Raw genomic sequence first — 23,214 nt, 5'->3', positions numbered from 1 at the left:
CCGGGAAAGGAGGGAAAGTGGGTCCCGTGAGCGAGGAAATCATCTGGAACCCGCTGTTGCGGGATCAGTTCGCGTGGCATTGGACCCAGCAGCTACGGCCGCGGCTCGACGGGCTCAGCGACGAGGAGTACTTCTGGGAGCCGGCGCCCGGCTCCTGGAACGTGCGGCCCCGGGGCACGGGGTCCGCGCCGATTCAGGGCGGGACGGGCGCGGTGACGATCGACTTCGCGTTCCCGATGCCCGAGCCGGCGCCGTTCACCACGATCGCCTGGCGGCTCGGGCACGTGATCGTCGGCGTGCTCGCGATGCGCAACGCCGCGCACTTCGGCCGCGCGGCCACCGACTACCACTCCTACGAGTACGCCGCCACCGCCGCCGAGGCCGGCCTGGCCCGTCCCTGCGGGGAGGCGGAGGGCGAGTGGGCCGCCCACCCCATGGCGGCGCTGGTGCTGCACATCAACAGGGAGCTGATCCACCACCTCTCCGAGGTGTGCCTGCTCCGCGACCTCTACCTGCACACGACCGGACAGAAGGAGAAGAGCGACCATGGCGCTTGAGGTGCAGATCACGTTCGACTGCGCGGACCCGGCGAAGCTGTCGGCGTTCTGGGCGGAGGCGCTCGGCTACCGGCTGCAGGACCCGCCGCCCGGCTTCGCGTCCTGGGAGGAGGCGCTGGAGGCGATGGGTGTGCCGCCCGAGCGGCGCAACGACGCCTCCGCGCTGCTCGACCCGGAGGGGGCGGGGCCGCGGCTGTTCTTCCAGCGGGTGCCGGAGGGCAAGCAGGTCAAGAACCGGCTGCACCTCGACGTACGGGCCGCGCCGGGCCTGGAGGGCGAGGCGCGCATGGCGGCGCTGGAGGCGGAGGCCGAGCGGCTGGTGGGGCATGGCGCGACGCGGCTGGAGCGGCACGAGCCGGCCCCTCCGATGGCCGGCGGGCACATCATCATGGCCGACCCGGAGGGGAACGAGTTCTGCCTCGACTGAAGCCGAGTTGAGCGGGGTCTCGCGTGCTGGTGCTGCCTGGAGTCGGAGTGCCATGCTGATGTGCTGATGTGCTGGTGGCCAACAGCCGTGAAAGGGGCGGGCGGATGGCGGCACGGGTGCTGGTGGTCGGGCTCGATCCGGCCACGCTGAAGGACTGGGATCCCGAGCCGGTGCAGGCGGCCATCGCCCGCGGCCGGGCCAGGTTCGCCGAGCATGGCGTCGAGGCCGACTACTGTCTGGTCGACCTCGCCGCGGACCCCGAGGGAGCGCTGGTGGAGGCGCTGAGCCGGGGCGGTCATGAGTGCGTGGTGATCGGCGGCGGCATCCGAGGGCACGAGCCGGCACTGCACATTTTCGAGCGCATGATCAACCTGGTACGGGAGCACGCGCCGGACGCGGCCATCGCCTTCAACACCAGCCCGGAGGACTGCCTCGACGCGGCCCTGCGCTGGCTACGGACCTAGAGCAGCAGGGCGCGGGCCTGGGCCAGCAGGTCCACCTGGGCCCGCCAGTCGTCGCCCGCCACGCCGACGACCGCGTGGTTCGCCCCGGCCTCCCGGTACGCGGCCAGCCTCTCCGCCGCCTGCTCAGGGGTGCCGGTGAGCGGAATGTCCATGACGTCGGCCAACGGCCGGTCGTAGGCGGAGGCGATGCCCGCGGCCAGCTCGGCCCGGGAGGGCGCCCCGGCCCCCAGGGCCGCGCTGCAGCCGATGGCGATGACCGGCGCGGGGCGGCCGTGCCCGGCGGCCAGGTCGTTCAGCCGCGCGCGCCCGTCGGCCACCGCACGCGGGGAGATCAGGGACGGGAACCAGCCGTCGCCGAGGCGCGCGGCCCGGCGCAGGGCGGCCGGGGAGGCGTTCCCCACCCACACCGGAGGCACCGGCACGGACAGGGACAGCTCGGCGGCCGAGCCGTCAGGCAGCGGCGTCCGCTCGCCGGACAGGAGGCTCGGGAGCAGCGTGAGCGCCGTGTCGGTACGGGCGCCGCGCTCGGCGTACGGCACCCCGGCCGCGGCCCACTGCGCCGGCCCCCCGCCCGATCCGACGCCGAGGACGAGACGGCCGTCGGAGACGTGCTGGAGGGTCGCGATCTGCTTGGCGGCCCAGGCGAGGGGGCGGAGGGCGGGGACGAGCACGCTGGTGCCGATGGCGACGCGGCTGGTGACGGCAGCGGCGGTGGCGAGGGCGACGGGCGCGTCGAGGGTGGGGGCGCCGATGGCGAGGTGGTCGCCGTGCCAGACGCCGTCGAGGCCGGCCTGCTCGGCGTGCCGGGCGGCGGCGGGCAGGTCGAGACCGTCGCGGCGTTGCACCGGGATGCCGGGCAGGATGACGCCGATCGTGAAGGGCTCCATGGAGATCCACCATGCAAGCTCAAGTTCGGTTGATGTCAAAGGAGAGCTTGCGCCCGCAGGAGAAATCGTCAACTCTTAGGAAAGTTTCCTGTAAGAAGAGGGGTGACGAGAGTGCGCGGGATTGCGGTCGTCGTCCTCGGGATCGTGCTGGCCGTCGCCGGCTGCGGCGCCCCGCCCGCCGAGCCCCCGCTGAACGCCGACGACGTGATGTTCGTCCAGATGATGGTCCAGCACCACCGCCAGGGCATCGAGATCGCGAAGCTGGGCGCCGAGCGCGCCAGGTCGCCCGAGGTCAGAACGCTCACCGCCGCCATCGAGACGACCCAGCAGGACGAGGTCGAGATGATGCTGCGCTGGCTGCACGACTGGGAGCAGCCGTTGCAGGCCGGCGAGGGGGCGCACGACCACCACGGCGGCATGCCGGAGACCGACGTGAAACGGATCCGGGCGCTGAGGAAGTCGAAGGACTTCGAGCGGGACCTGCTCGACCTGCTGATCGCGCACCAGGGCGACGCGGCCAGGATGGCGCAGGAGGAGGTCGCGAGCGGGATCAACCCGGCGGCCAAGGCGTGGGCCGGGCAGGTGGAGAGCTCGCGGCGCGGCCAAGTGGAGATGATGGCCCAGCTGATGACAAAGCTGGCCAAAAGCTGAAAAAGCTGGTCCAAGGCTGAAAAACGAGGAAACAGCCAACTCCTCATAGACGCCGCCCGCGAGAAGTGATTAGATCACTTGATATGTCCGAGGTGACGCGGCCGACACTGTCCGACGCTCTGACCGAGCGCATGCTGGAGCTCATCCGTACGGGCGGGCACCGGCCGGGCGACCGGCTGCCGTCCACGAGGGAGCTGTCGCAGCGCTTCGCCGTCACCACGCCGACGCTGCGCGAGGCGCTCCGCAGGCTGGAGGCGACCGGCGCGATCGAGCTGCGCCACGGCTCCGGCATCTACGTAGGCGCCGACATCGAGCGCCTGGTCCTGCCCAACCCCAACATGCGCGAGATCCGCGCCGCCCGGCTGCTGGAGCTGCTGGAGGCCCGCCTCGTCATCGAGCCCCCGCTGGCCGCCCTGGCCGCCGAGCGGGCCGGCGACGAGGAGCTGGCCGCGTTCCGGCGGGTGCTCGACGAGGCGGGGCGGCACCTGCGCGGCGAGGACGCCGAGCTGCACGACGCCAACATGGCCTTCCACCGGGCCACCGCCCGTACGGCGGGCAACGGCGTCCTGCACGAGGTGGTCGACTCGCTGCTCACCGTCCACGGCCCCGAGCAGCGCGAGATCCTGCAGATCTTCGACGACCGGCGGCGCGACTACGACGAGCACCTGGCGATCCTCGCGGCCATCGAAGCGCGTGACGCGGCGGCGGCCGAGGCCCGCATGCGGGCTCACCTGGCCGACGTGAAGACGGTCGTCGAGCGTCGGCTCCAGTCTCCTCCGGGAGACGCATCCCCCCGATAGAAACAAGAACCAAGGAGGCCGGCCCATGTTCCGGTCACGTGTTGCCACGCTGGGCGTGGCGGCGCTCGTCCTCGCCGCGTGCGGCGGCAACGGCGCCACCACGCAGGAGAAGAAGACCGAGCTGACGCTCTACAACGACAAGGGCGCGTGGACGAAGTTCTTCGACGAGATGGGCGCCCTGTCCAAGCAGCGGATCGGCCTGGGCATGAAGCCGACGGGATACACGGACTCGGCGCAGTACCAGGCGTTCATCAAGGCGTCGTTCCGCACGAACGTCAAGCCCGACCTGTTCACCTGGCAGACCGGGGGGATGCTGGAGGAGATCGTCAAGCAGAAGCAGGTGGCCGACACCACGGCCGTCTGGCAGGAGGCGATCAAGGCGGGCGACCTGTCGCAGGACCTCGCGCCCTACTACACGATCGGCGGCAAGCAGTACTGCGTGCCGATGAACGTCGCCTACTGGGGGATGTTCTACAACAAGAAGGTCTTCGACCAGCACGGCCTGACCCCGCCGCAGACCTGGGACGAGCTGATCAAGGTCGCCGACACCCTCAAGCAGAACGGCGTCAAGGCGTTCTACCACACGAGCGTGCTGTTCTCGTTCGTCTGGTTCGAGCAGCTCATGGCCGGCACCGACCCCGACCTGTACGACCGCCTGTCCACCGGCCAGGCGAAGTACACCGACCCCGGCGTGGTCCAGGTGATGGAGCGCTGGAAGTCGATGATCGACGCCGGCTACTTCATCAACCCGGGCGACAAGACCGACCCCGGTGACGTGCTGAAGAACGGCAAGGCGGCGATGGTGTCGTTCGGCACCTGGTTCAACACCAGCATGACCCAGCGGGACATGAAGGCCGGCACCGACTACGGCTTCTTCGTCATCCCCAACGTCAACGCGGCACTCCCCAAGACGTCGATGATCTTCGAGAGCGGGCCGCTCTGCTCGCTCACCAAGGCCGCCGACCCCGAGGCGAGCATGAAGTACCTCAAGTGGTGGACCAGCGCCGAGGCGCAGGAGAAGTGGGCGACCAGCCGCGGAGACGTGAGCGCCAACCCCAAGGTCGCCATCCAGGACGAGGCGCTCGGCGCGGTCACCAAGGACGCGGGCAGCGGCAAGTACCGCCTGGTCAACCGCTACTTCGAGGCGACGCCGCCGCCGGTGCTGACGGCCGCGCTCGACGGGTTCGGCAAGTTCGTCACCGAGCCCGGCACCTACAAGGAGGTCCTGGAGACCATCCAGAAGGCCGCCGACGAGTACTGGAGCACGCATCAGTGACCCGTTCACCGGTGCTCGGGAGGTTCCGGCACGGGTACGTGGCGCCCGCGGCCGTCCTGGTCGCGGTGCTGCTCTACGCGCCGTTCGTGTGGACCGCCTACCTGAGCCTCACCCGGTACGACGGGCTGGAGCCCCCGGCATGGGCCGGCCTGGACAACTTCGTCAAGCTGTTCGGCGACCCGGCCCTGCTCACCTCGGTCCGCAACACGCTGATCTGGGTGGCCGGCACGATGGTGCTGCCGGTCGGGCTCGGCCTGCTGGTGGCGGTCCTGTCGTACGACCTCAAGGGCGGCGTCTGGTACCGCGTGCCGTTCATGCTGCCGTACGCGCTGAGCGGCGCGGGCCTCGCCATGGTGTGGAGCCCGGTCCTGTCCCATGACGGGATCGCGAACCTGCTGCTCGGCGTGGACACCGCGTTCCTCCAGGAGGCGCCGCAGAACACCCTCGCCATGCTGCTGGTCTGGACCTGGCAGCAGCTCGGCGTGAACACGCTGCTGTTCGTCGTCGGCCTGCAGTCCATCCCGAAGGAGCCGATCGAGGCGGCCCGGCTGGACGGCGCGTCGGGGTGGCGGCTGTTCCGGCACGTGATCTGGCCGCTGATGCGCCCGCTGACGGCGGTCGTGGTGGGCCTCGCGCTGGTGGCGAGCCTGAAGACGTTCGACATCGTGTGGGTGCTCACGCAGGGCGGTCCCGGGCGCAACTCCGAGACGCTGGCGGTGACGATGTACAAGGAGACGTTCGTGGCCAGCCAGTACGGCTACGGCTCGGCCGTGGCGGTGCTGCTCACGGTGGTGACCGGCCTCGCGTCCTACCTCTACCTGAAGAGGCAGGTGCGATGATCCGCAGGGCCGTGCTCATCGTGCTCGGGCTGGTCTGGCTCGGGCCCACCTACCTGCTGCTGGTCAACGCCGCGCGGCCGGCCGAGTCGTACGACCCGTCGCGGGCCTGGGCGCCCGCCGGCGACTTCGCGCTGCTCGACAACGTGGCGCGGGCCGTCGAGGGCGCGGACCTCGGCGGCAGCCTGGCCAGCACCGCGCTCTACGCCGTGGTCTCGCCGCTGCTCGGCGTGCTGATCGGGGCGCTGGCCGGCTACACGATCGTGGTGCTGCGGCTGCGGCACGGCTTCTGGTGGTTCCTGCTGATCTTCGGCGGCACCGTGTTCCCGTCCCAGATGCTGCTGGTGCCGCTGTTCGTCAGCTACAGCGACGCCGGTCTGTACGACACCCGCCTCGGCCTCATCCTCGTCTACACCGCGATCAACGTGCCGCTCGGCGCGTTCGTGCTGCGCAACTTCTACCAGGGCGTCGCCTTCTCCATCTTCGAGGCGGCCCGCATGGACGGCGCGTCCACCTGGCGCATCTTCTGGCGGATCTACCTGCCGATGTCGGCCAGCGCGCTGACCGCCGTGTTCATCCTGGAGTTCACCTTCATCTGGAACGACCTCGTCTTCGGCCTGACCCTCAGCCAGACCGCGGACGTACGGCCGGTCATGACCGCCATCGCGGGGCTCATGACCGACGTCTACGCCGGCACCCCGGTGCCGGTCGGCCTCGCGGCGGGGCTGGTGGTCTCGCTGCCGACGGTCGTGCTCTTCCTCGCCACCCAGCGCCTCTTCGCCCGAGGCCTTTCCCTAGGGAGTGTGCAATGACCAGCCGGTTGCTCCAGCGGAGCCTCGGGAGCCCCGACTACGACGGGATCAGGCAGGCGCTGCGGGACGACACCTCGACGCCCGTGATCAGCGAGCGCGGGCTGGAGGTGCGGGTGGCGGTGGTGCCGCTGTTCACCCACGACGGGCGTCAGGCGGTCAGGGTGTCGAGCACCGTGCCGCTGACGCACGTGCTGGTGGGCGTGGACAGCGCGACGGGCACGGACGTGACGCTGCTGGTGCCCGAGGTGGACGCGCCGCGCGCGCTGACGCTGGAGTGCCGCGACGAGAGCGGCGTGGTCGGCACCGCCCGGGTGACGGTGACGCCGCAGCGCAAGTGGAGCGTGTTCGTCGTGCACCACTCACATCTCGACATCGGCTACACCGACCCGCAGGGCACGGTGCTCCGCCACCACCTCGACTACCTCGACGCGGCGGTGCGGCTGGCGGAGGAGACCGCGTCCTGGCCGGACGACGCGAAGTTCCGCTGGACGGTCGAGTCGTCGTGGCCGGCGCAGAAGTGGCTGGCCGCGCGGCCCGCCGAGGCGGTGGAGTCGTTCCGCCGCTTCGCGCGGGAGGGCGTGATCGAGGTGACGGCGCTGCCGTTCCAGCTCCACACCGAGGCGTGCTCGACGGAGGAGCTGCACCGGCAGCTCCGCTTCGCCCGCGAGTCGGGGCTGCCGGTCACCTCCGCCATGCACACCGACGTGCCGGGCGCGGTCGTCGGGCTGGTGGACGCGCTCAGCGCGGCCGGCGTGCGCTATCTCGCGGCGGCGCACAACTGGGCCGGGCGGTCGGTGCCCTACCTGCACGGCGGCGACAAGCTCACCCGGCCGTTCCGGTGGCGGGCGCCGAGCGGGAACGAGATCCTCGTCTGGTTCACGGACACGCCGCACGGGATGGCGTACATGGAGGGCAACACGGTCGGGCTGACCGACTCCTACGAGCTGGCCGACGACCTGCTGCCGCGCTACCTGGCGGCGCTGGCCACGCGCGGTTATCCGTACGGGCCGGGGACATTCGGGTGGCAGGGCCCTGACGCGCCTCGGGAGCCGTACGAGCTGGACGTGCTGCACCTGCGGGTGCAGGGCGCGCACGCCGACAACGCGGGGCCGTCGATCGTGCCGGCCTCGATCGCCCGCCGCTGGAACGAGCAGTGGGCCTGGCCGCGGCTGCGCTCGGCGGTCAACAGCGACTTCTTCGCGCACGTCGAGGAGCACCACCTGGACCGGCTGGCGGTGCACGAGGGCGACTGGACCGACTGGTGGGCCGACGGGCTCGGCTCGGGCGCCCGGCCGCTCGGCTACGTACGCCGGGCGCAGTCGGCGCTGCGGGTGGCCGAGACGCTGCACACGCTGGCCGGCGTGGACGTCACCGCGCAGGTGGACGCCGCCTACGACGGGGTCGCCCTGTTCAACGAGCACACCTGGGGCGCGGCCAACCCGTGGGAGGACGCCGAGGAGGCCGGCGACTCCGGCGGCCTGCAGTGGACGCGCAAGTCCTCCGGCGCCTACCAGGCCCAGGACGACGCGGCGGACCTGCTGCACGCGGCCGTGCGCCGCTTCGCCGCCGCGCTGGCCGAGGGGGAGGGCCGGCCCGCGTTCGCGGTGTTCAACCCGGCCACCCGCGCGCGGACCGACGTCGTGCGCGCGTTCCTGCCGCGCGACGTGGTGCCGGTGGACGTGCCGATCGCGCTGGTGGACGCGCGGACCGGGGAGACGGTGCCGCACCACGAGGAGTTCGTGGACCCCGACGACTGGCCGACCCGGCCAATCGGGCGGCACGTGCACGCGGTGGTCCGTGACGTGCCGGGCTTCGGGCACGTCCGGCTCGACGTGGTGCGGGCCGAGGCGCAGCCTCCCGAGCCCGCCGAGCCGCCGGTCGACGCGGTCATCGAGAACGAGTTCTACCGGGTGGCCTACGACGTGCGCGAGGGCCACCTCAGCTCGGTCTTCGACAAGCGGGCCGGGCGCGAGCTGGTCAACGGCGACGCCGCGGCCGGCTTCGGCCAGTACGTCTACGACCAGTACGCCACCGCCCCCCACTTCAACCACCTGTCCGGCCACGTCGGCGCGCACGACCGCACGCTGCTCGGCGACCGGGCCATCGGCCGGCACGCCACGGTCACCGAGTGCCGGCGCACGGCGGTCGGCGAGCGGCTGGTGGTCGAGCTGCGCGGCAAGGGCGTCGACTGGATCCGCACCACGATCGAGCTGCACTACGGCGTGCCCCGGCTCGACCTGACCTACCAGCTCGCCAAGCAGGGCACCCCGGCCAAGGAGGCGGTGTTCCTGGCCTTCCCGTTCGCCGCGGGGCCGCCCTCGGCGTGGGAGCTGACCGGGGGCGTCGGCGGGCCCGACGTGCCGCGGGTGCCGGGTTCGGCGGCGTACATGCTGCCCATCAGGCATTGGATCGCCTTCGAGGACCCCGAGCTGACCGTGGCCTGGGCCACGCTGGAGGCTCCGCTGGTGCAGCTCGGCACCATCCACATGCCGTACGCGCCGTTCCCGCCCACGCTCGACCAGGAGGACGGCACGGTCTACTCCTGGGCGCTCAACAACATCTGGGACACCAACTTCCCCGCGCAGCAGCAGGGCGAGACCACGTTCAGGTACGCCGTCGCCTCCGAGGCGGGCGCCCCCGCCCGCCGGCTGGGCGCGGCGGCGGCGGCCGGGCTCACCGAGCCGTTCGTCGGCGCGCTGGTCACCGACGCCGCGCCGGTCACCACGACGTACGCCTCGGTGGACCATCCCGACGTGCTCATCACCTCGATCGGGCAGAACGGGGTCAGGCTCCAGTCGCTGGCCGCCGAGCCGGTCGAGGCGACGGTCGCCCTGGGGAACGAGACCACAACGGTACGGCTGCCCGCCTGCGGGGTGGCGGTCGCGGAGGGAACGCGCCTGTGAAGATCGTCGACGTCCGGGCCACCACGGTGGCCGTGCCGCTGGAGGCGCCGCTGCGGCACAGCAACGGCGCGCACTGGGGGCGCTTCGTCCGTACGATCGTCGAGGTCGAGGCCGACAACGGGCTCGTCGGCCTGGGCGAGATGGGCGGCGGCGGCGAGAGCGCGGAGTCGGCCTTCCGCGCGCTGCTGCCGTACCTGAAGGGCCACGACCCGTTCCAGCTCGAAGCCCTGCGGTTCAAGATCGCCAACCCGACGGCCTCGCTCTACAACAACCGCACCCAGCTCCTCGCCGCGATCGAGTTCGCCTGCCTCGACCTCATCGGGCGGCACCTCGGGGTGGCGGTGTGCGACCTGCTCGGCGGGCGGGTGCGCGAGGAGGTGCCGTTCGCCTCCTACCTGTTCTTCCGTTACGCCGACGACGGGTACGCCGAGGTCCGCACCCCCGACCAGCTCGTGGAGCACACCCGGCGGCTGAAGGAGGCGCACGGCTTCACCGTCCACAAGCTGAAGGGCGGCGTCTTCCCGCCGGACTACGAGCTGGAGTGCTACCGGGCGCTCGCCGCGGCGTTCCCCGGCGACCGGCTCAGGTACGACCCCAACGCCGTCCTGTCGGTCGCCGAGGGGCTGCGCTTCGGCAAGGCCATCGAGGGGCTGAACAACGACTACCTGGAGGACCCGGTCTGGGGCCTGGAGGGGCTGCGCGCGGTGCGCGAGCAGGTGCGGGTGCCGCTCGCGACCAACACCGTCGTCGTCAACTTCGAGCAGCTCGCCTCCAACGTGCTGCGCAGGGCCGCCGACGTCGTGCTGCTGGACACCACGTTCTGGGGCGGGATCCGGCCGTGCGTGAAGGCGGCGGGGGTGTGCGAGACGTTCCAGCTCGGCGTGGCCGTGCACTCGTCTGGGGAGCTGGGCATCCAGCTCGCGACCATGCTGCACCTCGGCGCGGTGCTGCCCAACCTCACCTACTCCGCCGACGCCCACTACCACCAGCTCCGCGACGACGTCATCGAGGGCGGCAAGCTCGCCTACGCGGGCGGGGCCATCGCGGTGCCGACCGGGCCGGGGCTCGGGGTCGAGCTGGACCGCGAGCGGGTGGAGCGCTACGCCGAGCTGTACCGGGAGCTCGGCGGCTATCCGTACGACCGCGATCCGGGCCGGCCCGGCTGGTACGCCACCGTCCCGAACGAGCGTTTCGCGGACCCCGAGGTAGCCACTCCATAATGGGGCGCTATGTCGGAAACATCACAGCCTGCCCCTCCCGCTGACAACCTGGTGACCACCTCCCACTCCCTCCCCTCCGGCCAGACGTACACCGCCGTGACCGGCACGATGGTGCTGCGCGAGGAGGTGTTCACCGAAGGCAGGTTCGACGGGCTCCGGCCGAAGGCCGAGGTCTTCGTGACGGCGTACACGCTGGACGGCGCCGACCCCGCGAGCCGGCCCGTCACCTTCGCCTTCAACGGCGGGCCCGGCTCGTCCAGCGTGTGGCTGCACCTCGGTGTGCTGGGGCCGCGCCGGGTGGTGATGGGCGACGCGGGAGCGTTGCTGCCGCCCCCGTACGGGCTGGCCGACAACGAGGAGACCCTGCTCACGGTGAGCGACCTCGTCTTCATCGACCCGGTCTCCACCGGCTACTCGCGGGCCGCCGAAGGGGAGAAGGCGGAGCCGTACCACGGCTTCACCGGCGACCTGGAGTCGGTCGGCGAGATCATCCGGCTCTGGACCACCAGGAACGGCCGCTGGATGTCGCCGAAGTTCCTCGCCGGCGAGTCGTACGGCACCGTCAGGGCGGCCGGCCTCGCCGACCACCTGCAGTCGCGCTACGGCATGTACCTCAACGGCGTCATGCTGATCTCCTCGGTGCTCGACTTCATCACCGGCGACTTCAACCAGGGCAACGACCTCGCCTACGCCCTCTACCTGCCGACCTACGCCGCCATCGCCCACTACCACGGGCTGCACGGCGACCGGCCGCTCGCCGACGTGCTGCGCGAGGCCGAGGAGTACGCCGCCCGCGACTACCCGTGGGCGCTGGCCCGCGGCGCCCGCCTCACCCCGGAGGAGCGCGCCGCCGCCGTCGCGAAGATCGCCGCGCTGACCGGGCTGAGCGAGGACTACGTCGACCGGGTGGACCTGCGCGTCGAGCACATCAGGTTCTTCACCGAGCTGCTGCGCTCGCGCCGCCAGGTCGTCGGGCGGCTCGACGGCCGCTTCGTCGGCTGGGACCCCGACGCCGGGCGCGAGCACTTCACGGCCGACCCCAGCATGAACGCGATCATGGGGCCGTACAGCGCCGCGCTCAACCACTACCTGCGGACCGAGCTGGACTACGCGAACGACCTGCCGTACGAGCTGCTCACCTCGCGGGTGCACCCGTGGTCGTACAAGGAGTTCGAGGGCGCGCACGTGCAGGTCGTCGACAAGCTGGCGGCGGCCATGCGGGCCAACCCGCACCTGCGGGTGCACGTGGCCTGCGGCTACCACGACGGCGCGACGCCGTACTTCGCGGCCGAGCACAGCTTCGCGCACCTGCCGGTGCCGCCCGAGCTGGCGGGCAACGTCGAGTTCGCCTACTACGAGGCCGGGCACATGATGTACGTCCACGAGCCCAGCCGGCTGCGCCAGTCAGCCGACCTGGCCGCTTTCGTGCGCGGCGAGAACGGCTGAGGCCCGCCGCAGCCGGTACGCCAGATCGGCGCGGAGCGCGGCGAAGCGGGCGGCGTTGTCGCGGACCAGCGCCCGCTGCAGCGCCGCGTCGGCCGCGTGCCAGGCGGCGACCAGGCCCGAGGACCACTTGCACCGCGTGTCGGCGACCGCGGTCCGCTTCTCGTCCTCGGTGACGGCCCGCTCGTCGAGGTTCCAGCGGCTGTCGGTGATGGCCGCCTCGGGCGACGGGTAGTCGTGGCCGGCCCGGCTCATGCACGCCCGCCAGCGGCCGGCCGCCGCGACCACCTCGGGAGCCTTGGCGGAGCGCTCCAGCGTGAGCACGTCCTGGCGGGAGAGCCACGGCCAGTCCGCCTTGCGCGCGCCGCGCTCCAGGACGAGCGAGGCCCGGTCCAGGCAGCCGCGCCGCTCGCCGGCGCCGTACAGGTGGCTCTGCGTGGCGGCGGGCAGCTCGGCCCAGGCGGCGGTCGTGTCGGGGGACGGCGGGCGGGCGAGGTGGTAGCCGTAGCGGCCGGCCGCCGCGGTGTCGGTGACGCCGTAGCGGCGGGAGTTGCCCGGGTCGAGCGCGGCGAGGAGCGCCGGGTCCTCGGCGGGCGGCTCGACGGCGACGCCCCGCTCGCGCATGCACCGCGCCACCAGCAGGTTGTGCGCGTTCCCCAGCGTGGCCCGCTGCTCGGGGGTGGTCTTGTACGCGTCGAAGGGCAGCGTCAGCGGCGTGGTGGTGCTCACCGGTGCGGCCGGCTCCTCCGCCCCGCAGGCGGTCACGGCCAGCAGTGACATGCCTGCGAGAAGAGCGCGACAGCCGGTTCCCAGCGGCCAGTTCCGGGAACCGGCGCCTGCGTTCACGGTCAGCGGCACCAGATGTCGAGCGAGCTGGCGCGGTTGTTGCCGATGGCGTTGTTCTCCAGGAACCCGTCGTTGGAGTTGTGGGTGAAGGTGCTGTGCGCGCCCGTGTAACCCGGGTGCTGCCAGAGCGTGGCGCTGCAACCGACGCGGTTGCGCACCGAGCTGGTGTCGTTGTCGATGCTTCGCCAGGAATTGCTGAAGTCCCAGTTCAGCCAGTTGTTGTCGGCGAAGTTCGCGTCGTCGGCGACGAAGTCGCGCCAGAGGTCGGTCTGCCCGCGGTTGTAGTCGAAGCCCGCGTACAGGCAGACGCGCCCGCCGTAGCAGGTCGAACGGGGGCTGGCCAGCGCGCTCGCGGCCGGGGCGGCCACGGTGAACAGGGCGGCGGCCGCTACGACGAAGCCGGCGGCCTTTTTGCTGAGCCTCACGAGGGTCTCTCCTTCTGTCGGGTGGGTTGTCGCGACCACCCAATCGCGGGAGTGACCTGTGAGTTCTCGGCGTTGACGCAATTCTTGCCATTCAGGAAAGGAAAAACGCCTATTCGGGGAGCGCGGCCGGGTTCTGCGCCAGCAGGCCGCCGTCCACGCGGTGCTCGGCCCCGGTGATGAACGACGAGCGCGGCCCGGCGAGGAAGGCGACCAGCTCCGCCACCTCCTCCGCCCGCCCCACCCGGCCCAGCGGATGCGCCCGCCCCCACTGCCGGACCTGCTCCTCCTGCGACAGCTCGCCCCGCCACAGGTCGGCCGCCCAGCGCAGCATCGGCGTGTCCACCGACCCCGGGCACACCACGTTGACCCTGATGCCGTCGGCCGCGTGGTCGAGCGCCATGGCCCTGGTCAGGCCGTTGATCGCGGCCTTGCTCGCGGTGTAGGCCGCCACCTGGGCCTGCGAGGAGAACGCCTGCACCGACGACATGAGCACGATCGAGCCGCCGCCGCGCTCCCTGAGCCGGGGGACGGCGGCCTTGCAGGTGAGGTAGACGCCCTTGAGGTTGATGTCCAGGACCTCGTCCCAGACCTCCTCGGGGGTGTCCTCGACGGTGCCGTAGCGCTGCACGCCCGCGCAGGTCACCACGACGTCGAGCCCGCCGAACCTGGACACGGCCAGCTCCACCAGGTCGCGCATCTGGTCGGCGCGCCGCACGTCGGCGACCCGGCCGACGACCCGCTCGCCGTCGAGCTCGGCATCCTGGTCCACCCCGCAGAACACCACGGACGCGCCTGCGGCGGCCAGCCGGTCGACCACCGCCCGCCCGATCCCCGTCGAGCCGCCCGTGACCAGCGCCACCTTGCCGTCGAACTCGCTCACGCCAGCACCTCCGCGCGCATCCGCAACCTCTTCGTCTCGTGGGGGCCTAGGGCGAGGGCCGTCCCGTTGGCCACCGCGGCGGCGAGGCCGTCGGTCGGCAGGCTGGAGAACGGTTCGAGGCCCACCGTGTACGCCCGTCCCCACCAGGGGTAGCCGGTGGACGCGCCCAGCTCCTGCCACATCCACAGGTAGGGGAGGAGCGTGGCATCCCACTCCACCCGCATGCCGATATTTTCGGAAATTTCGTACCAACCTGTGTCGCCGAAGCCCGTCACGTACACGATGTCGCTCGGCGACCCCGGCTCCTGCACCACGCTCAGATCCGTCACCCCGCCCGCGTCGGCGGGGACCAGCGGCCACTCCCACGGCCCGCCCGCGCGCACCCGCCGCCCGCCGGCGCCGATCGCGCTCGCGTGCGGGATCACCCGCACGCCCTCCGGCAGCCTGATCCTGGCCCCCGGGCGCAGGAACGGCCGGCCGTACACGATGTGCTGACCCCACATGGCGTGCAGCGGGACCGGGGAGTCGTTCGTGGCCGCCCCCTCGACCTCCAGCGCGGCCGTGCCCGCCCGCAGCCGGAGCACCTTCTCCAGCCGGTACGGCAGCCGCCGCGTCCGCACCGCGAGCCGGACCGCGACCTCGTCCTCGCGGTCGGCGACGATCTCGTACGACCACGGCAGCCCCGCGACCTCCCCGTGCTGGGCCAGCCGTGCGCCCTCGTACTCGCTGGGCGCGCCGCCGTTCGGGAAGACCTCCTGCCAGCCGCCCTCGTAGTGGTCCACGAACTGGGCGACGTCGTCGGCCGCGCCCTGGAGGTGGTCGCGCGGACTGCGCAGGCCCTGCGGCGAGAGCCAGACGAAGTCGGTGTCGGTGGGCTTGTGCAGGAACTCCACCACGTCCCCGCCCTTGTCGGCCAGGACGGTTACCCGCAGCGACTCGTTCTCCAACTCGACGGCCCGCAGGCCGCCGAGCACGACCTCCCGCAGCCGAGCCCCCCAGTTGCGCCTCACCTGAAGGTCACGTCCAGGAAGCGGGGACGGTAGATGGTGACGTCGCGGTAGTGGTCGGTGTTGACGAAGCTGTTGACGTTGTACGACACCACGAGCCCGTCCCCCGCCACGTCGGGATGGGCGTGGGCGTTGTAGGTGAAGATGTTCCCGCCGGTCTCGGGCGTCGTGTAGACGTGCTGCCTGCCGGTGAACGGCCCGGCGGGGGAGCACGAGGTGTAGGCCACGATGTTGGGGCTCAGCGGCTCGGACGTGTCATGCGTGATCAGGACATACGAGGATCCGACCTTGGTGACGCTGTACTCGTTCGCCACCCCGCTCATGATCCGCGCCGAGTCGGTCTCGTTCCGCGACCACGTGCCCTCCGCCGTCAGGAACTCCCACGTCCCCAGCAGGCTCTGCCCCCGCACCCGCGCCAGGTGCATGTACTTCGGCGAGCCCAGGTCCTCGACCCCGTACACGTAGGTGTAACCGCCGTCCTTGAGCGTGGCGGAGGCCCAGGCGACGCCGTGCCCCGAGGGCAGGTCGTGCACGCTGATCGGCCGCTCCAGCCGCCCGGGGGCGAACCTGGCGACCACGTTGCGGTGCCAGCGCCAGTCCCACGCGCCGGTGCCGAAACGCTCGTACTCCTGGTAGGTGGCCTCGACGATGCCGCCCGCCAGCGTCGCGTCGCCGGCCCAGTACCAGTGGTTCTCGTCGCGCGGCGGCATCACGGCCGTCGGCTTGGCGGCGGTGCCGTCGTGGATGGTGGACAGGCGGCCGTCGCGCTCGACGGCGAAGGAGTTGTTGAGGAAGACCGTCGTGCCGCCCTCCTCGACCACGGGCGGGCGCGAGCCGTCCGCGTTGACCTGGCCGAGGAAGGTGTCGGAGAAGATCCACAGCTCCTTGCCGCTCGGCAGCCGGAGCGAGTAGGTGCCGTCGGCGCCGGTCCAGTCGTCCAGGCGGCTGTTGTCGTTGCCGTACGCGGTGAACAAATTGGTCAGCCGGGCGTCCGTGGTCGCGCTGGCGACCACGGCGGGGGTGCAGGCGGCGGGGGGCGCGGCGGCGGCCGGGAGCGGCACCGCCGTGAACCCGAGCAACGCGATGGCCAGGGGTGCGAGGGCGGGACGGAATCGCGTCATGGTGGTTCCTAGGGGGGTGAGGTTCCCTACAGTTCTAGTCATTAGATCACTTGCTGTCCAGGGTCCCCGGGCTTCTCCCGAGTAGCTGCTAGCTTTGTGCGCTTTGACAGGAAAAGTTGGTGAGGTTGACTCGATGCGGCGATTCATGTGGTTGGTGGGGTGCTGGGCAATGGCTGGGTGCTCAGTCCTGCCAGGGATCGGGCCGAAGGCGCAGACCCCGGCCGCATCGCCCACCAGCACGCCGGCGGCCTCGGCCGGGCCCGGCACGCCCGAGGGGATCGCCGCGTTCCTGGCGGACTACGTGAAGCGCAACAACGCCGCCAACAAGGCCATGAGCGCCAAACTGCTGGCGGGCTACGAGGGCGGCTCCAGCCTCGCCATCGACAAGGCGGGCTACCTCTCCCAGCTCAAGCTCGGCGACCGCGACCACGAGCCGTTCGGCTACACCCAGCCCACTCCCACCGTGGCGGCCGTCAAGGGTGGGGGCTGGTTCGTGACCACGGCGTACTGGAAGGGCAAGAAGGAAACCGCCAAGGAGCCGACGTACCTGCTGTTCGCCCGCGACGGCGAGTCGTGGCTGCAGATGTACGCCCCCGACGTCTTCAGCGACCAGGCCGTGGACGAACTCCCCGAGATCGCGAAGGACGCCTCGGGAGCGGCCGTGGAAGTGGCCCAGGCCGATGCCGCCGGGCTGATGATGTCGCCCGCCGCGTTCGCCAGGAGCTACGCCGCCCACCTGGTGGGCAAGGGCGCCGCGGCGTCCAAGAGCCGCTTCGCCGCCGACCGGCTCACCACCGGCGCCGCGAGCACCCGCATCAAGATGGCCCCGTACGCCAAGCTCACCGAGAGCGCCCGCCCGGCCGCCGCGTATCCCTCCTACGCCGTGCGCACGGCCGACGGCGGAGCGCTCGCCTTCACCACCGTCGAACGGACCCGGCGCTATGACGTACGCCAGGGGCCGCAGCGCAACTACGTCCAGCAGAAGAACAGCGGGTTCCTGCCCGGCAAGTACTACACGTACATGAAGTTCACCGAGCTGATCCAGATCGTCGCCCACATCCCGCCGAGGACGGCCGGACCCGGCCAGGTCGAGGTGATCGGTTCCTACAGCGGCATCACGTCGGGCAGTGGCCGCTAGCGCGGCGAGATCGTGCTTTTCGCAGTCTTTTCCGATCTTCGCCCACTAGGGTGTTGACTCCGCGAAACACCCCGAGTGGAGGTCACATGTCGTTGAGCCGTCGCGGTCTGCTCACGATCGGCGCGGGACTCGCCGCGACCGTCGCCGCGGGCACGTCGCGTGCCTCGGCCGCCGCCGGCCGCTTCGACCTGGCCGCACCCGCCACCCAGCTCATCTGGAAGAAGGCTCTGTACGACGAGACCGTGCTGCAGTCGTTCGCCTTCGACAACCCGAAGGGGCACATCTACGCGGTCCAGCTCAAGAACGGCGCCGCCTCGGCCGCGGCCGGCGACCTCTGCCTGACCAGGCTCAGCCTGTCGGGCGCGGTGCTCGGCCACATGTATCTCAAGGGCTTCGGCCACGGGGTGCAGATCGGCGTCGAGTCGCCGGGCGTCCTCTGGACGGAGACCGACGCCGCGCCCGACAGCTCGGGCGCCATGTGGGGCAGGCGGCTGGCCCGCTTCTCCTTCGCCGACGGGCGCACGCTGACGCCGTCCTCCTCCGGCGTCACCAAATACACGCTGATCTCCGGCGCGACCAACACCACCTGCGCGATCGACCCCTCGACCGGCCGCCTGGTCATGCGCTACCTGCTCGACGGCCAGATGCGGTACGCGGTCTACGCGCTGTCGGCCGTCAAGGCGGGCGGGAAGGACAAGCTGTACGACGTCGCGCAGCCGTCCGGGCTCGGCGTCTTCCAGGGCTACGCCGCCTACGGCGACTATCTCTACCTGCTGGACGGCACCGCCTACAGCGCCTCCAACCCCGCGCCGGGCAACACCTACATCACCTGCGTCGACCTGCGTACCGGGGAGCAGGTGCAACGCTCGCTCACCCAGGCCGGCAAGTCGCTCGACCACCGCGAGCCCGAGGGCATGGCGATCCAGATCGTCTCGGGCGCTCCCCGGCTGTGCCTGGGCCTGGCCTCCGGGGCGTCGGGGGCGCGCAGGGCGAGCATCTTCTACAAGAGCGCGCTCGTGTAGAAAAATCGGATGCGAGGGGCGGAAGCGCCCGGATAGCCTGCGCGGGTGGGCCACGTCGAAGTAGGACATCTGACATACGTGCTGCCCGACGGGCGCCCTCTGCTCAACGACGTCTCCTTCCGCATCGGCGAAGGCGTCAAGGCGGCACTCGTCGGGCCCAACGGCGCGGGCAAGACGACGCTGCTGCGCCTGATCGCCGGCGACCTCCAGCCGGTGGACGGCTCGGTCACGAGCTCCGGCGGTCTCGGCGTGATGCGCCAGTTCATCGGCAGCGTGCGCGACGGCAGCGGGGTGCGCGAGCTGCTGCTCGGCGTCGCGCCGCCGGCCGTGCGGCAGGCCGCCGAGCGGCTCGACGCGGCCGAGCTGGCGATGATGGAGCGCGACGACGAGAAGACGCAGATGCGTTACGCGCAGGCCATCGCCGACTACACCGACGCGGGCGGCTACGAGATCGAGGTGCTCTGGGACACCTGCACGGTGGCGGCGCTCGGGGTGCCGTACGAGCGGGTGAAATACCGGGACGTGGCGACGCTGTCCGGCGGCGAGCAGAAGCGGCTCGTGCTGGAGGCGCTGCTGCGCGGCCCCGACCAGACCCTGCTGCTCGACGAGCCCGACAACTACCTCGACGTGCCCGGCAAGGAGTGGCTGGAGCAGCAGCTCAGGGAGACGCCGAAGACGGTGCTGCTGGTCAGCCACGACCGCCAGCTCCTCGCCAACGCCGCCGACCGGATCGTCACGGTCGAGTCCGGCGGGGTGTGGATCCACGGCGGCGGCTTCGGGACGTACGCCGAGGCGCGCAAGGCCCGCAACGAGCGCCTGGACGAGCTGCGCCGGCGCTGGGACGAGGAGCACGCCAAGCTCAAGGCCCTGGTCAACATGTTGAAGAACAAGGCCAGGTACAACGACGGCATGGCCCCCGCCTACCACGCGGCCCAGACGCGGCTGCGCAGGTTCGAGGAGGCGGGCCCGCCCGAGGTGGCCCCCGCCGAGCAGAACATCCGGATGCGGCTGCGCGGCGGACGCACCGGCAAGCGCGCGGTGATCTGCGAGCGGCTGGAGCTGACCGGGCTCATGCGCCCGTTCGACCTGGAGGTCTGGTACGGCGAACGGGTCGCGGTGCTCGGCTCCAACGGCTCGGGCAAGTCCCACTTCCTGCGCCTGGTCGCCGGCGAGCCGGTCGCGCACGAGGGCGTGGCCCGGCTGGGCGCCCGCGTGGTGCCCGGCCACTTCGCCCAGACCCACGCTAGGCCCGATCTGAGAGGCCGCACCCCGGTCGAGATCGTCATGACCGAGCACGCCCGGCTCAAGAACGAGGCCATGAAGGCCCTCGCCCGCTACGAGCTGGCCGGCCGGGTCGCCGAGCAGCGGTTCGAGACGCTGTCCGGCGGCCAGCAGGCCCGGCTGCAGATCCTGCTGCTGGAGCTGTCCGGGGCGACGCTGCTGCTGCTCGACGAGCCGACCGACAACCTCGACCTGGCCAGCGCCGAGGCGCTGCAGGCGGGGCTCGACGCCTTCGACGGCACGGTGCTGGCGGTCACCCACGACCGCTGGTTCGCCGCCGACTTCGACCGCTACCTCGTCTTCGGCTCCGACGGCAACGTCTACGAGTCGCCGCAGCCGGTGTGGGACGAGACCAGGGTGGCGCGCCCGCGTTAAAGAGTTGGTACGGCTGGCGCGTGTCACCGCCGGCCGTGCCCATGCGCGGGTTATCACGGCAAAGTGATCCCACGCAGCCGAACCGTCAGCCTTCTCGCACTCGGGGCGATCTGCCTCGCGGCGTGCTCCAGCGAGAAGCAGCCCGTGCAGGAGCTCAAGCCTCTCGCGCTCAAGGAACAGGTCTCGACCATCGCCAAGTCGGCGGACGGGTACGCCGTCAGCTGGGCCGGCGTGCTCAGCAACGCCAACCCGTGGCACTTCGGCGAGCACGTGGTGGCCACGATCGTCGGCCAGGACGCCAAGGGCGCGGAGGTCGTCCGGCTGGACCAGCCGCTCGACGCCGTGCCGCCGGGCGGGACGCTGGAGTTCACCGGCCAGGCGACCGCCGCCGAGCGGCCCGCCAAGGTGTCGATCCAGTACCGTCCCGCGCAGTGGCGGCAGGCGGCGCGGGTCCCGTCCGCGTTTCAGCGGTTTCCCGTCACTCGGGTGCAGACAATGCGCCAGAAAGACGGTTCTTACCTTATTACGGGATATGTGGGAAATCCGTACCAGCTGGTGGCCGGAAGTCTGGTGGTGAACGCGCTGCTGCGCGACAAGGCGGGCAAATTGCTCGGCGGCGGCAGCACGTTCGTGGACGACGTCAAAGCCGGCAGCCCGCCCCGCTTCATCCTGACCGTCTCGGGGCTGCCCCGCGGCACCGACGTGGCCAGGACCGACGTCACGGCCCGTACGTGGGGCTCCACCGGGCGGCCCTTCGAGGACCTGGCGCTGGCCGGGGCGGTGCCGGTGCACACGGTGAAGCCGACGACCGAGCCGTTCGCGGAGGATCGGCGCACGCAAATCATTGCGGATACTCAGCAATAGATACCGAAAAGTCGGCATGTAATTCTTGGTGGTAGCGCGACAAGCGATGCCATCGGCGCGGAAACGGTAGAACTATTAGTTACCAATCCATTACCCTCGGTCATATGAACGACCGCAACCTGGTGGAAGCCCTTCGCGCCCGCGATCCCGGAGCCCCAGCCGTGCTCTACGACGCGTACGCGGAGGGCGTCTACCGCTACTGCCGGTCCCTCCTCCGCGACGCGGACGCCGCCCAGGTGGCGCTCCGCGACGCGCTCATCGCCGCCGAGGCGCACGCCGACGCCCTGGCCGAGCCCGCCCGGCTGCGGTCCTGGCTGTACGCCCTGGCCCGCGCCGAATGCCTCCGCCGCCGCACCGCCACCACCCGCACCCCACCCTCCTCGACCCCGCCCAGCTCCGGCGCGGCCGGCTCGGGAGCGGCAGGTTCGGGAGCGGCAGGTTCGGGGGCGGCCGGCTCGGGCTTGCCCGGCTTCAGCCCGCCCTCCTCTGGCTCGCCCTCCTCGGGCTTGCCCGGCTCCACCCCGCCCTCCTCCACCCCGCCATCCTCGGGCTCGCCCGGCTCCGCCTCGTCGGGCGCCGGTCCGCGATCCCCAGGTTCACCCGCCCCCGTCCCACCTGCCGCTGTCCCGCCCGCCCCCGTCCCGCCCGCCGTCGGCACGTCCGCCTCTGGCGCACCAGGCGCCGGCGCGCCCGACGCCGAGTGGACGCCGGACGCCGAGTGGCCCTTGGGCGAGTTGCCGGACGGCCCGGGGGACTCGCGGCTGCAGATCATGGCGTGGGACGCCGTGCACAGCCTGCCGCCCGCCGACCGCGAGCTGCTGGAGCTGACGATCCAGCACGAGCTGCCGGACGCCGAGCTGGCCCTGGTGCTCGGCATCCCCGGCCGCCAGGTCGAGCCCGCGCGCGAGGCCGCGCTCCGCCGCCTGCGCGACGCCATCACCGTCGAACTCCTCGCCGGCCAGGACCCGGGCGACTGCCCGCGCCGGGCCGCCATCCTGAGGGGCTTCTCCGGCCGCCTGACCACGGAGAAGCGCGAGCGGCTGGTCCGCCACCTGTCGGAGTGCGCGATCTGCGCCCCGCGCCGGGGCCGGCAGGTCGCCGCGGCCAAGGTCTTCGAGCTGCTCCCGAAGCCGGAGCTGCCCGACGCGCTGCGGCTGCGGGTGCTGAGCTGCTTCGCCGACCCCGAGCTCGCGCCCTACCGCCGGTACGTCGCCCGCCGCACCTCGCGCCTGGGCGTCGCCGGGTTTCCCCTCCCCCAGAAGAAGGCGGCTCGGCGGTGGCCGCGGGCGCTGGCGTGCCTCCTGGCGGCGGTCGGGGCCGTGGTGGCGATAGCGGTCATCCTCCAAGGGCTCGGCCGCGACGGCGTCGTCTCGGACGTGGCGACGGCCGCGTTCCCGCCCGCGGGTGAGCCGCCCGCCGTACGTCTGCCCTGGCAGGACCGCCCCGAGGACGCTCCCGTGACCGTGGAGCCCGTCGCGAACGCCACGGGCATCCCGGCGGCGGCCGAGCCGGCCGCCGTCGTCACGCGCTCCGCGCCGACCGGCCGTCCCCCTGCCGCCGGCGACCCGACGGAGCCGAAAGCCGGTCCGCCCGACCGCCGGCCCGGCGATCCCGCCGCCGCCGAGTCGCCCAGCCCGATCGATCCCGGCGATCCACGAAATCCCGGCAATCCCCGTGACCCCGGCAACCCGCACGGCCCTCGCGGCCCGATCCCGGGCAGCTCGGCCACGCCCTCGCACCACGGCCGGCCCGACCGCCCCTGCCGGGGCCGCTTCCGTCCGCACTGCCTGCCGCCGCGGCCGACCCCGACGGTCACCGAGGCGCCGACGCAGCCTCCGACACAGGAGCCGACCACGCCGCCGACCACGGCACCGCCCGCGTCCTCGCCCGAGCCGCCGACCACGGCACCGACCGCGCCGACCACGACAGCCACCGCCGAGGAGCCGTCGGCCACGACCCCGTGACCCGGGCCGCTCCGT

At 71.9% G+C, this 23,214-nt stretch carries 22 protein-coding genes; 16 read left to right on the top strand and 6 right to left on the bottom strand.

All coding sequences use genetic code 11. The features are described from left to right. Window positions 1-26: 26 nt before the first annotated feature. The 3 genes from ABD292_RS31400 to ABD292_RS31390 all read left to right on the top strand — a co-directional run bounded on the left by ABD292_RS31400 (window position 27) and on the right by ABD292_RS31390 (window position 1,448). The gene (locus ABD292_RS31400) at window positions 27-557 is read left to right on the top strand and encodes a DinB family protein (protein ID WP_344213653.1); all 531 of its coding nucleotides are present in this window, start codon (window positions 27-29) and stop codon (window positions 555-557) included. Further along, a complete protein-coding gene (locus tag ABD292_RS31395; protein ID WP_344213651.1) occupies window positions 547-984 on the top strand; it encodes a VOC family protein in 438 nt (145 codons plus the stop codon). Before ABD292_RS31400 ends, ABD292_RS31395 begins: the two co-directional genes overlap by 11 nt. A gap of 104 nt (window positions 985-1,088) precedes the next feature. Then, entirely contained in the window at window positions 1,089-1,448 is a 360-nt protein-coding gene (locus ABD292_RS31390; RefSeq protein ID WP_344213649.1) for a hypothetical protein, read from the top strand. Here the strand turns inward: ABD292_RS31390 and ABD292_RS31385 are convergent. Then, window positions 1,445-2,335, bottom strand: a complete 891-nt coding sequence (locus tag ABD292_RS31385) for an LLM class flavin-dependent oxidoreductase (RefSeq protein WP_344213647.1) — start codon at window positions 2,333-2,335, stop codon at window positions 1,445-1,447. The two genes, ABD292_RS31390 and ABD292_RS31385, sit on opposite strands and share 4 nt — an antisense overlap. Window positions 2,336-2,446: 111 nt before the next feature. Here ABD292_RS31385 and ABD292_RS31380 point away from each other — a divergent pair, with 111 nt between their 5' ends. From ABD292_RS31380 to ABD292_RS31345, 8 genes are all read left to right on the top strand, one after another. After that, on the top strand, window positions 2,447-2,986 hold the full coding sequence (locus ABD292_RS31380) for a DUF305 domain-containing protein (RefSeq protein WP_344213645.1): 540 nt from the start codon (window positions 2,447-2,449) through the stop codon (window positions 2,984-2,986). Window positions 2,987-3,069: 83 nt separating this feature from the next. Next, window positions 3,070-3,786 (top strand): FadR/GntR family transcriptional regulator, encoded by a 717-nt coding sequence (locus tag ABD292_RS31375; RefSeq protein WP_344213643.1) that lies wholly within the window; start codon window positions 3,070-3,072, stop codon window positions 3,784-3,786. 25 nt (window positions 3,787-3,811) lie between these two features. Next, a complete protein-coding gene (locus tag ABD292_RS31370; RefSeq protein ID WP_344213641.1) occupies window positions 3,812-5,062 on the top strand; it encodes an ABC transporter substrate-binding protein in 1,251 nt (416 codons plus the stop codon). Next, window positions 5,059-5,901, top strand: coding sequence for a carbohydrate ABC transporter permease (locus ABD292_RS31365; RefSeq protein ID WP_344213639.1), 843 nt, complete (start codon window positions 5,059-5,061; stop codon window positions 5,899-5,901). The genes ABD292_RS31370 and ABD292_RS31365 overlap by 4 nt, the downstream gene beginning before the upstream one ends. Further along, window positions 5,898-6,710 carry a carbohydrate ABC transporter permease gene (locus ABD292_RS31360; protein WP_091081271.1) on the top strand — a complete coding sequence of 271 codons (813 nt, stop codon included), beginning with the start codon at window positions 5,898-5,900 and terminating at the stop codon, window positions 6,708-6,710. The genes ABD292_RS31365 and ABD292_RS31360 overlap by 4 nt, the downstream gene beginning before the upstream one ends. Continuing rightward, window positions 6,707-9,613, top strand: coding sequence for a glycoside hydrolase family 38 N-terminal domain-containing protein (locus ABD292_RS31355; protein ID WP_344213637.1), 2,907 nt, complete (start codon window positions 6,707-6,709; stop codon window positions 9,611-9,613). The genes ABD292_RS31360 and ABD292_RS31355 overlap by 4 nt, the downstream gene beginning before the upstream one ends. Further along, window positions 9,610-10,833 carry an enolase C-terminal domain-like protein gene (locus ABD292_RS31350; protein ID WP_344213635.1) on the top strand — a complete coding sequence of 408 codons (1,224 nt, stop codon included), beginning with the start codon at window positions 9,610-9,612 and terminating at the stop codon, window positions 10,831-10,833. Before ABD292_RS31355 ends, ABD292_RS31350 begins: the two co-directional genes overlap by 4 nt. Before the next feature lie 9 nt (window positions 10,834-10,842). Next, on the top strand, window positions 10,843-12,279 hold the full coding sequence (locus ABD292_RS31345; RefSeq protein ID WP_344213633.1) for a S10 family peptidase: 1,437 nt from the start codon (window positions 10,843-10,845) through the stop codon (window positions 12,277-12,279). Here the strand turns inward: ABD292_RS31345 and ABD292_RS31340 are convergent. The 5 genes from ABD292_RS31340 to ABD292_RS31320 form a co-directional block, all read right to left on the bottom strand. Beyond that, window positions 12,238-13,056 (bottom strand): hypothetical protein, encoded by an 819-nt coding sequence (locus tag ABD292_RS31340; protein WP_344213631.1) that lies wholly within the window; start codon window positions 13,054-13,056, stop codon window positions 12,238-12,240. The two genes, ABD292_RS31345 and ABD292_RS31340, sit on opposite strands and share 42 nt — an antisense overlap. Window positions 13,057-13,124: 68 nt before the next feature. Further along, a complete protein-coding gene (locus ABD292_RS31335) occupies window positions 13,125-13,547 on the bottom strand; it encodes a peptidase inhibitor family I36 protein (RefSeq protein WP_344213629.1) in 423 nt (140 codons plus the stop codon). Window positions 13,548-13,656: 109 nt separating this feature from the next. Then, window positions 13,657-14,427, bottom strand: coding sequence for an SDR family NAD(P)-dependent oxidoreductase (locus ABD292_RS31330; protein WP_344213627.1), 771 nt, complete (start codon window positions 14,425-14,427; stop codon window positions 13,657-13,659). Next, the gene (locus ABD292_RS31325) at window positions 14,424-15,437 is read right to left on the bottom strand and encodes a DUF4432 family protein (RefSeq protein WP_344213625.1); all 1,014 of its coding nucleotides are present in this window, start codon (window positions 15,435-15,437) and stop codon (window positions 14,424-14,426) included. Before ABD292_RS31325 ends, ABD292_RS31330 begins: the two co-directional genes overlap by 4 nt. Beyond that, complete coding sequence (locus ABD292_RS31320) at window positions 15,434-16,555, bottom strand: glycoside hydrolase family 183 protein (RefSeq protein ID WP_344213623.1); 1,122 nt, start codon at window positions 16,553-16,555, stop codon at window positions 15,434-15,436. Before ABD292_RS31320 ends, ABD292_RS31325 begins: the two co-directional genes overlap by 4 nt. 169 nt (window positions 16,556-16,724) lie before the next feature. On the opposite strand from ABD292_RS31320, the gene ABD292_RS31315 reads away from it, so the two are divergent. The 5 genes from ABD292_RS31315 (at window position 16,725) to ABD292_RS31295 (ending at window position 23,199) form a co-directional block, all read left to right on the top strand. Beyond that, window positions 16,725-17,693 carry a DUF8094 domain-containing protein gene (locus ABD292_RS31315; RefSeq protein WP_344213621.1) on the top strand — a complete coding sequence of 323 codons (969 nt, stop codon included), beginning with the start codon at window positions 16,725-16,727 and terminating at the stop codon, window positions 17,691-17,693. A gap of 86 nt (window positions 17,694-17,779) precedes the next feature. Next, window positions 17,780-18,715: a phage baseplate protein gene (locus tag ABD292_RS31310; RefSeq protein WP_344213619.1), complete on the top strand. Its 936-nt coding sequence runs from the start codon at window positions 17,780-17,782 to the stop codon at window positions 18,713-18,715. A gap of 45 nt (window positions 18,716-18,760) precedes the next feature. Next, window positions 18,761-20,371 carry an ABC-F family ATP-binding cassette domain-containing protein gene (locus ABD292_RS31305; protein ID WP_344213617.1) on the top strand — a complete coding sequence of 537 codons (1,611 nt, stop codon included), beginning with the start codon at window positions 18,761-18,763 and terminating at the stop codon, window positions 20,369-20,371. Between the two features lie 144 nt (window positions 20,372-20,515). Further along, the gene (locus ABD292_RS31300) at window positions 20,516-21,235 is read left to right on the top strand and encodes a hypothetical protein (RefSeq protein WP_344213615.1); all 720 of its coding nucleotides are present in this window, start codon (window positions 20,516-20,518) and stop codon (window positions 21,233-21,235) included. A 104-nt stretch (window positions 21,236-21,339) separates the two neighbouring features. Then, entirely contained in the window at window positions 21,340-23,199 is a 1,860-nt protein-coding gene (locus ABD292_RS31295; RefSeq protein WP_344213613.1) for a hypothetical protein, read from the top strand. The last annotated feature ends 15 nt before the right edge of the window (window positions 23,200-23,214 follow it).

The organism is Nonomuraea bangladeshensis, assembly GCF_039529455.1.
In the GTDB taxonomy this organism is placed as follows: domain Bacteria; phylum Actinomycetota; class Actinomycetes; order Streptosporangiales; family Streptosporangiaceae; genus Nonomuraea; species Nonomuraea bangladeshensis.
This window is presented reverse-complemented; position numbering and strand designations above follow the sequence as displayed.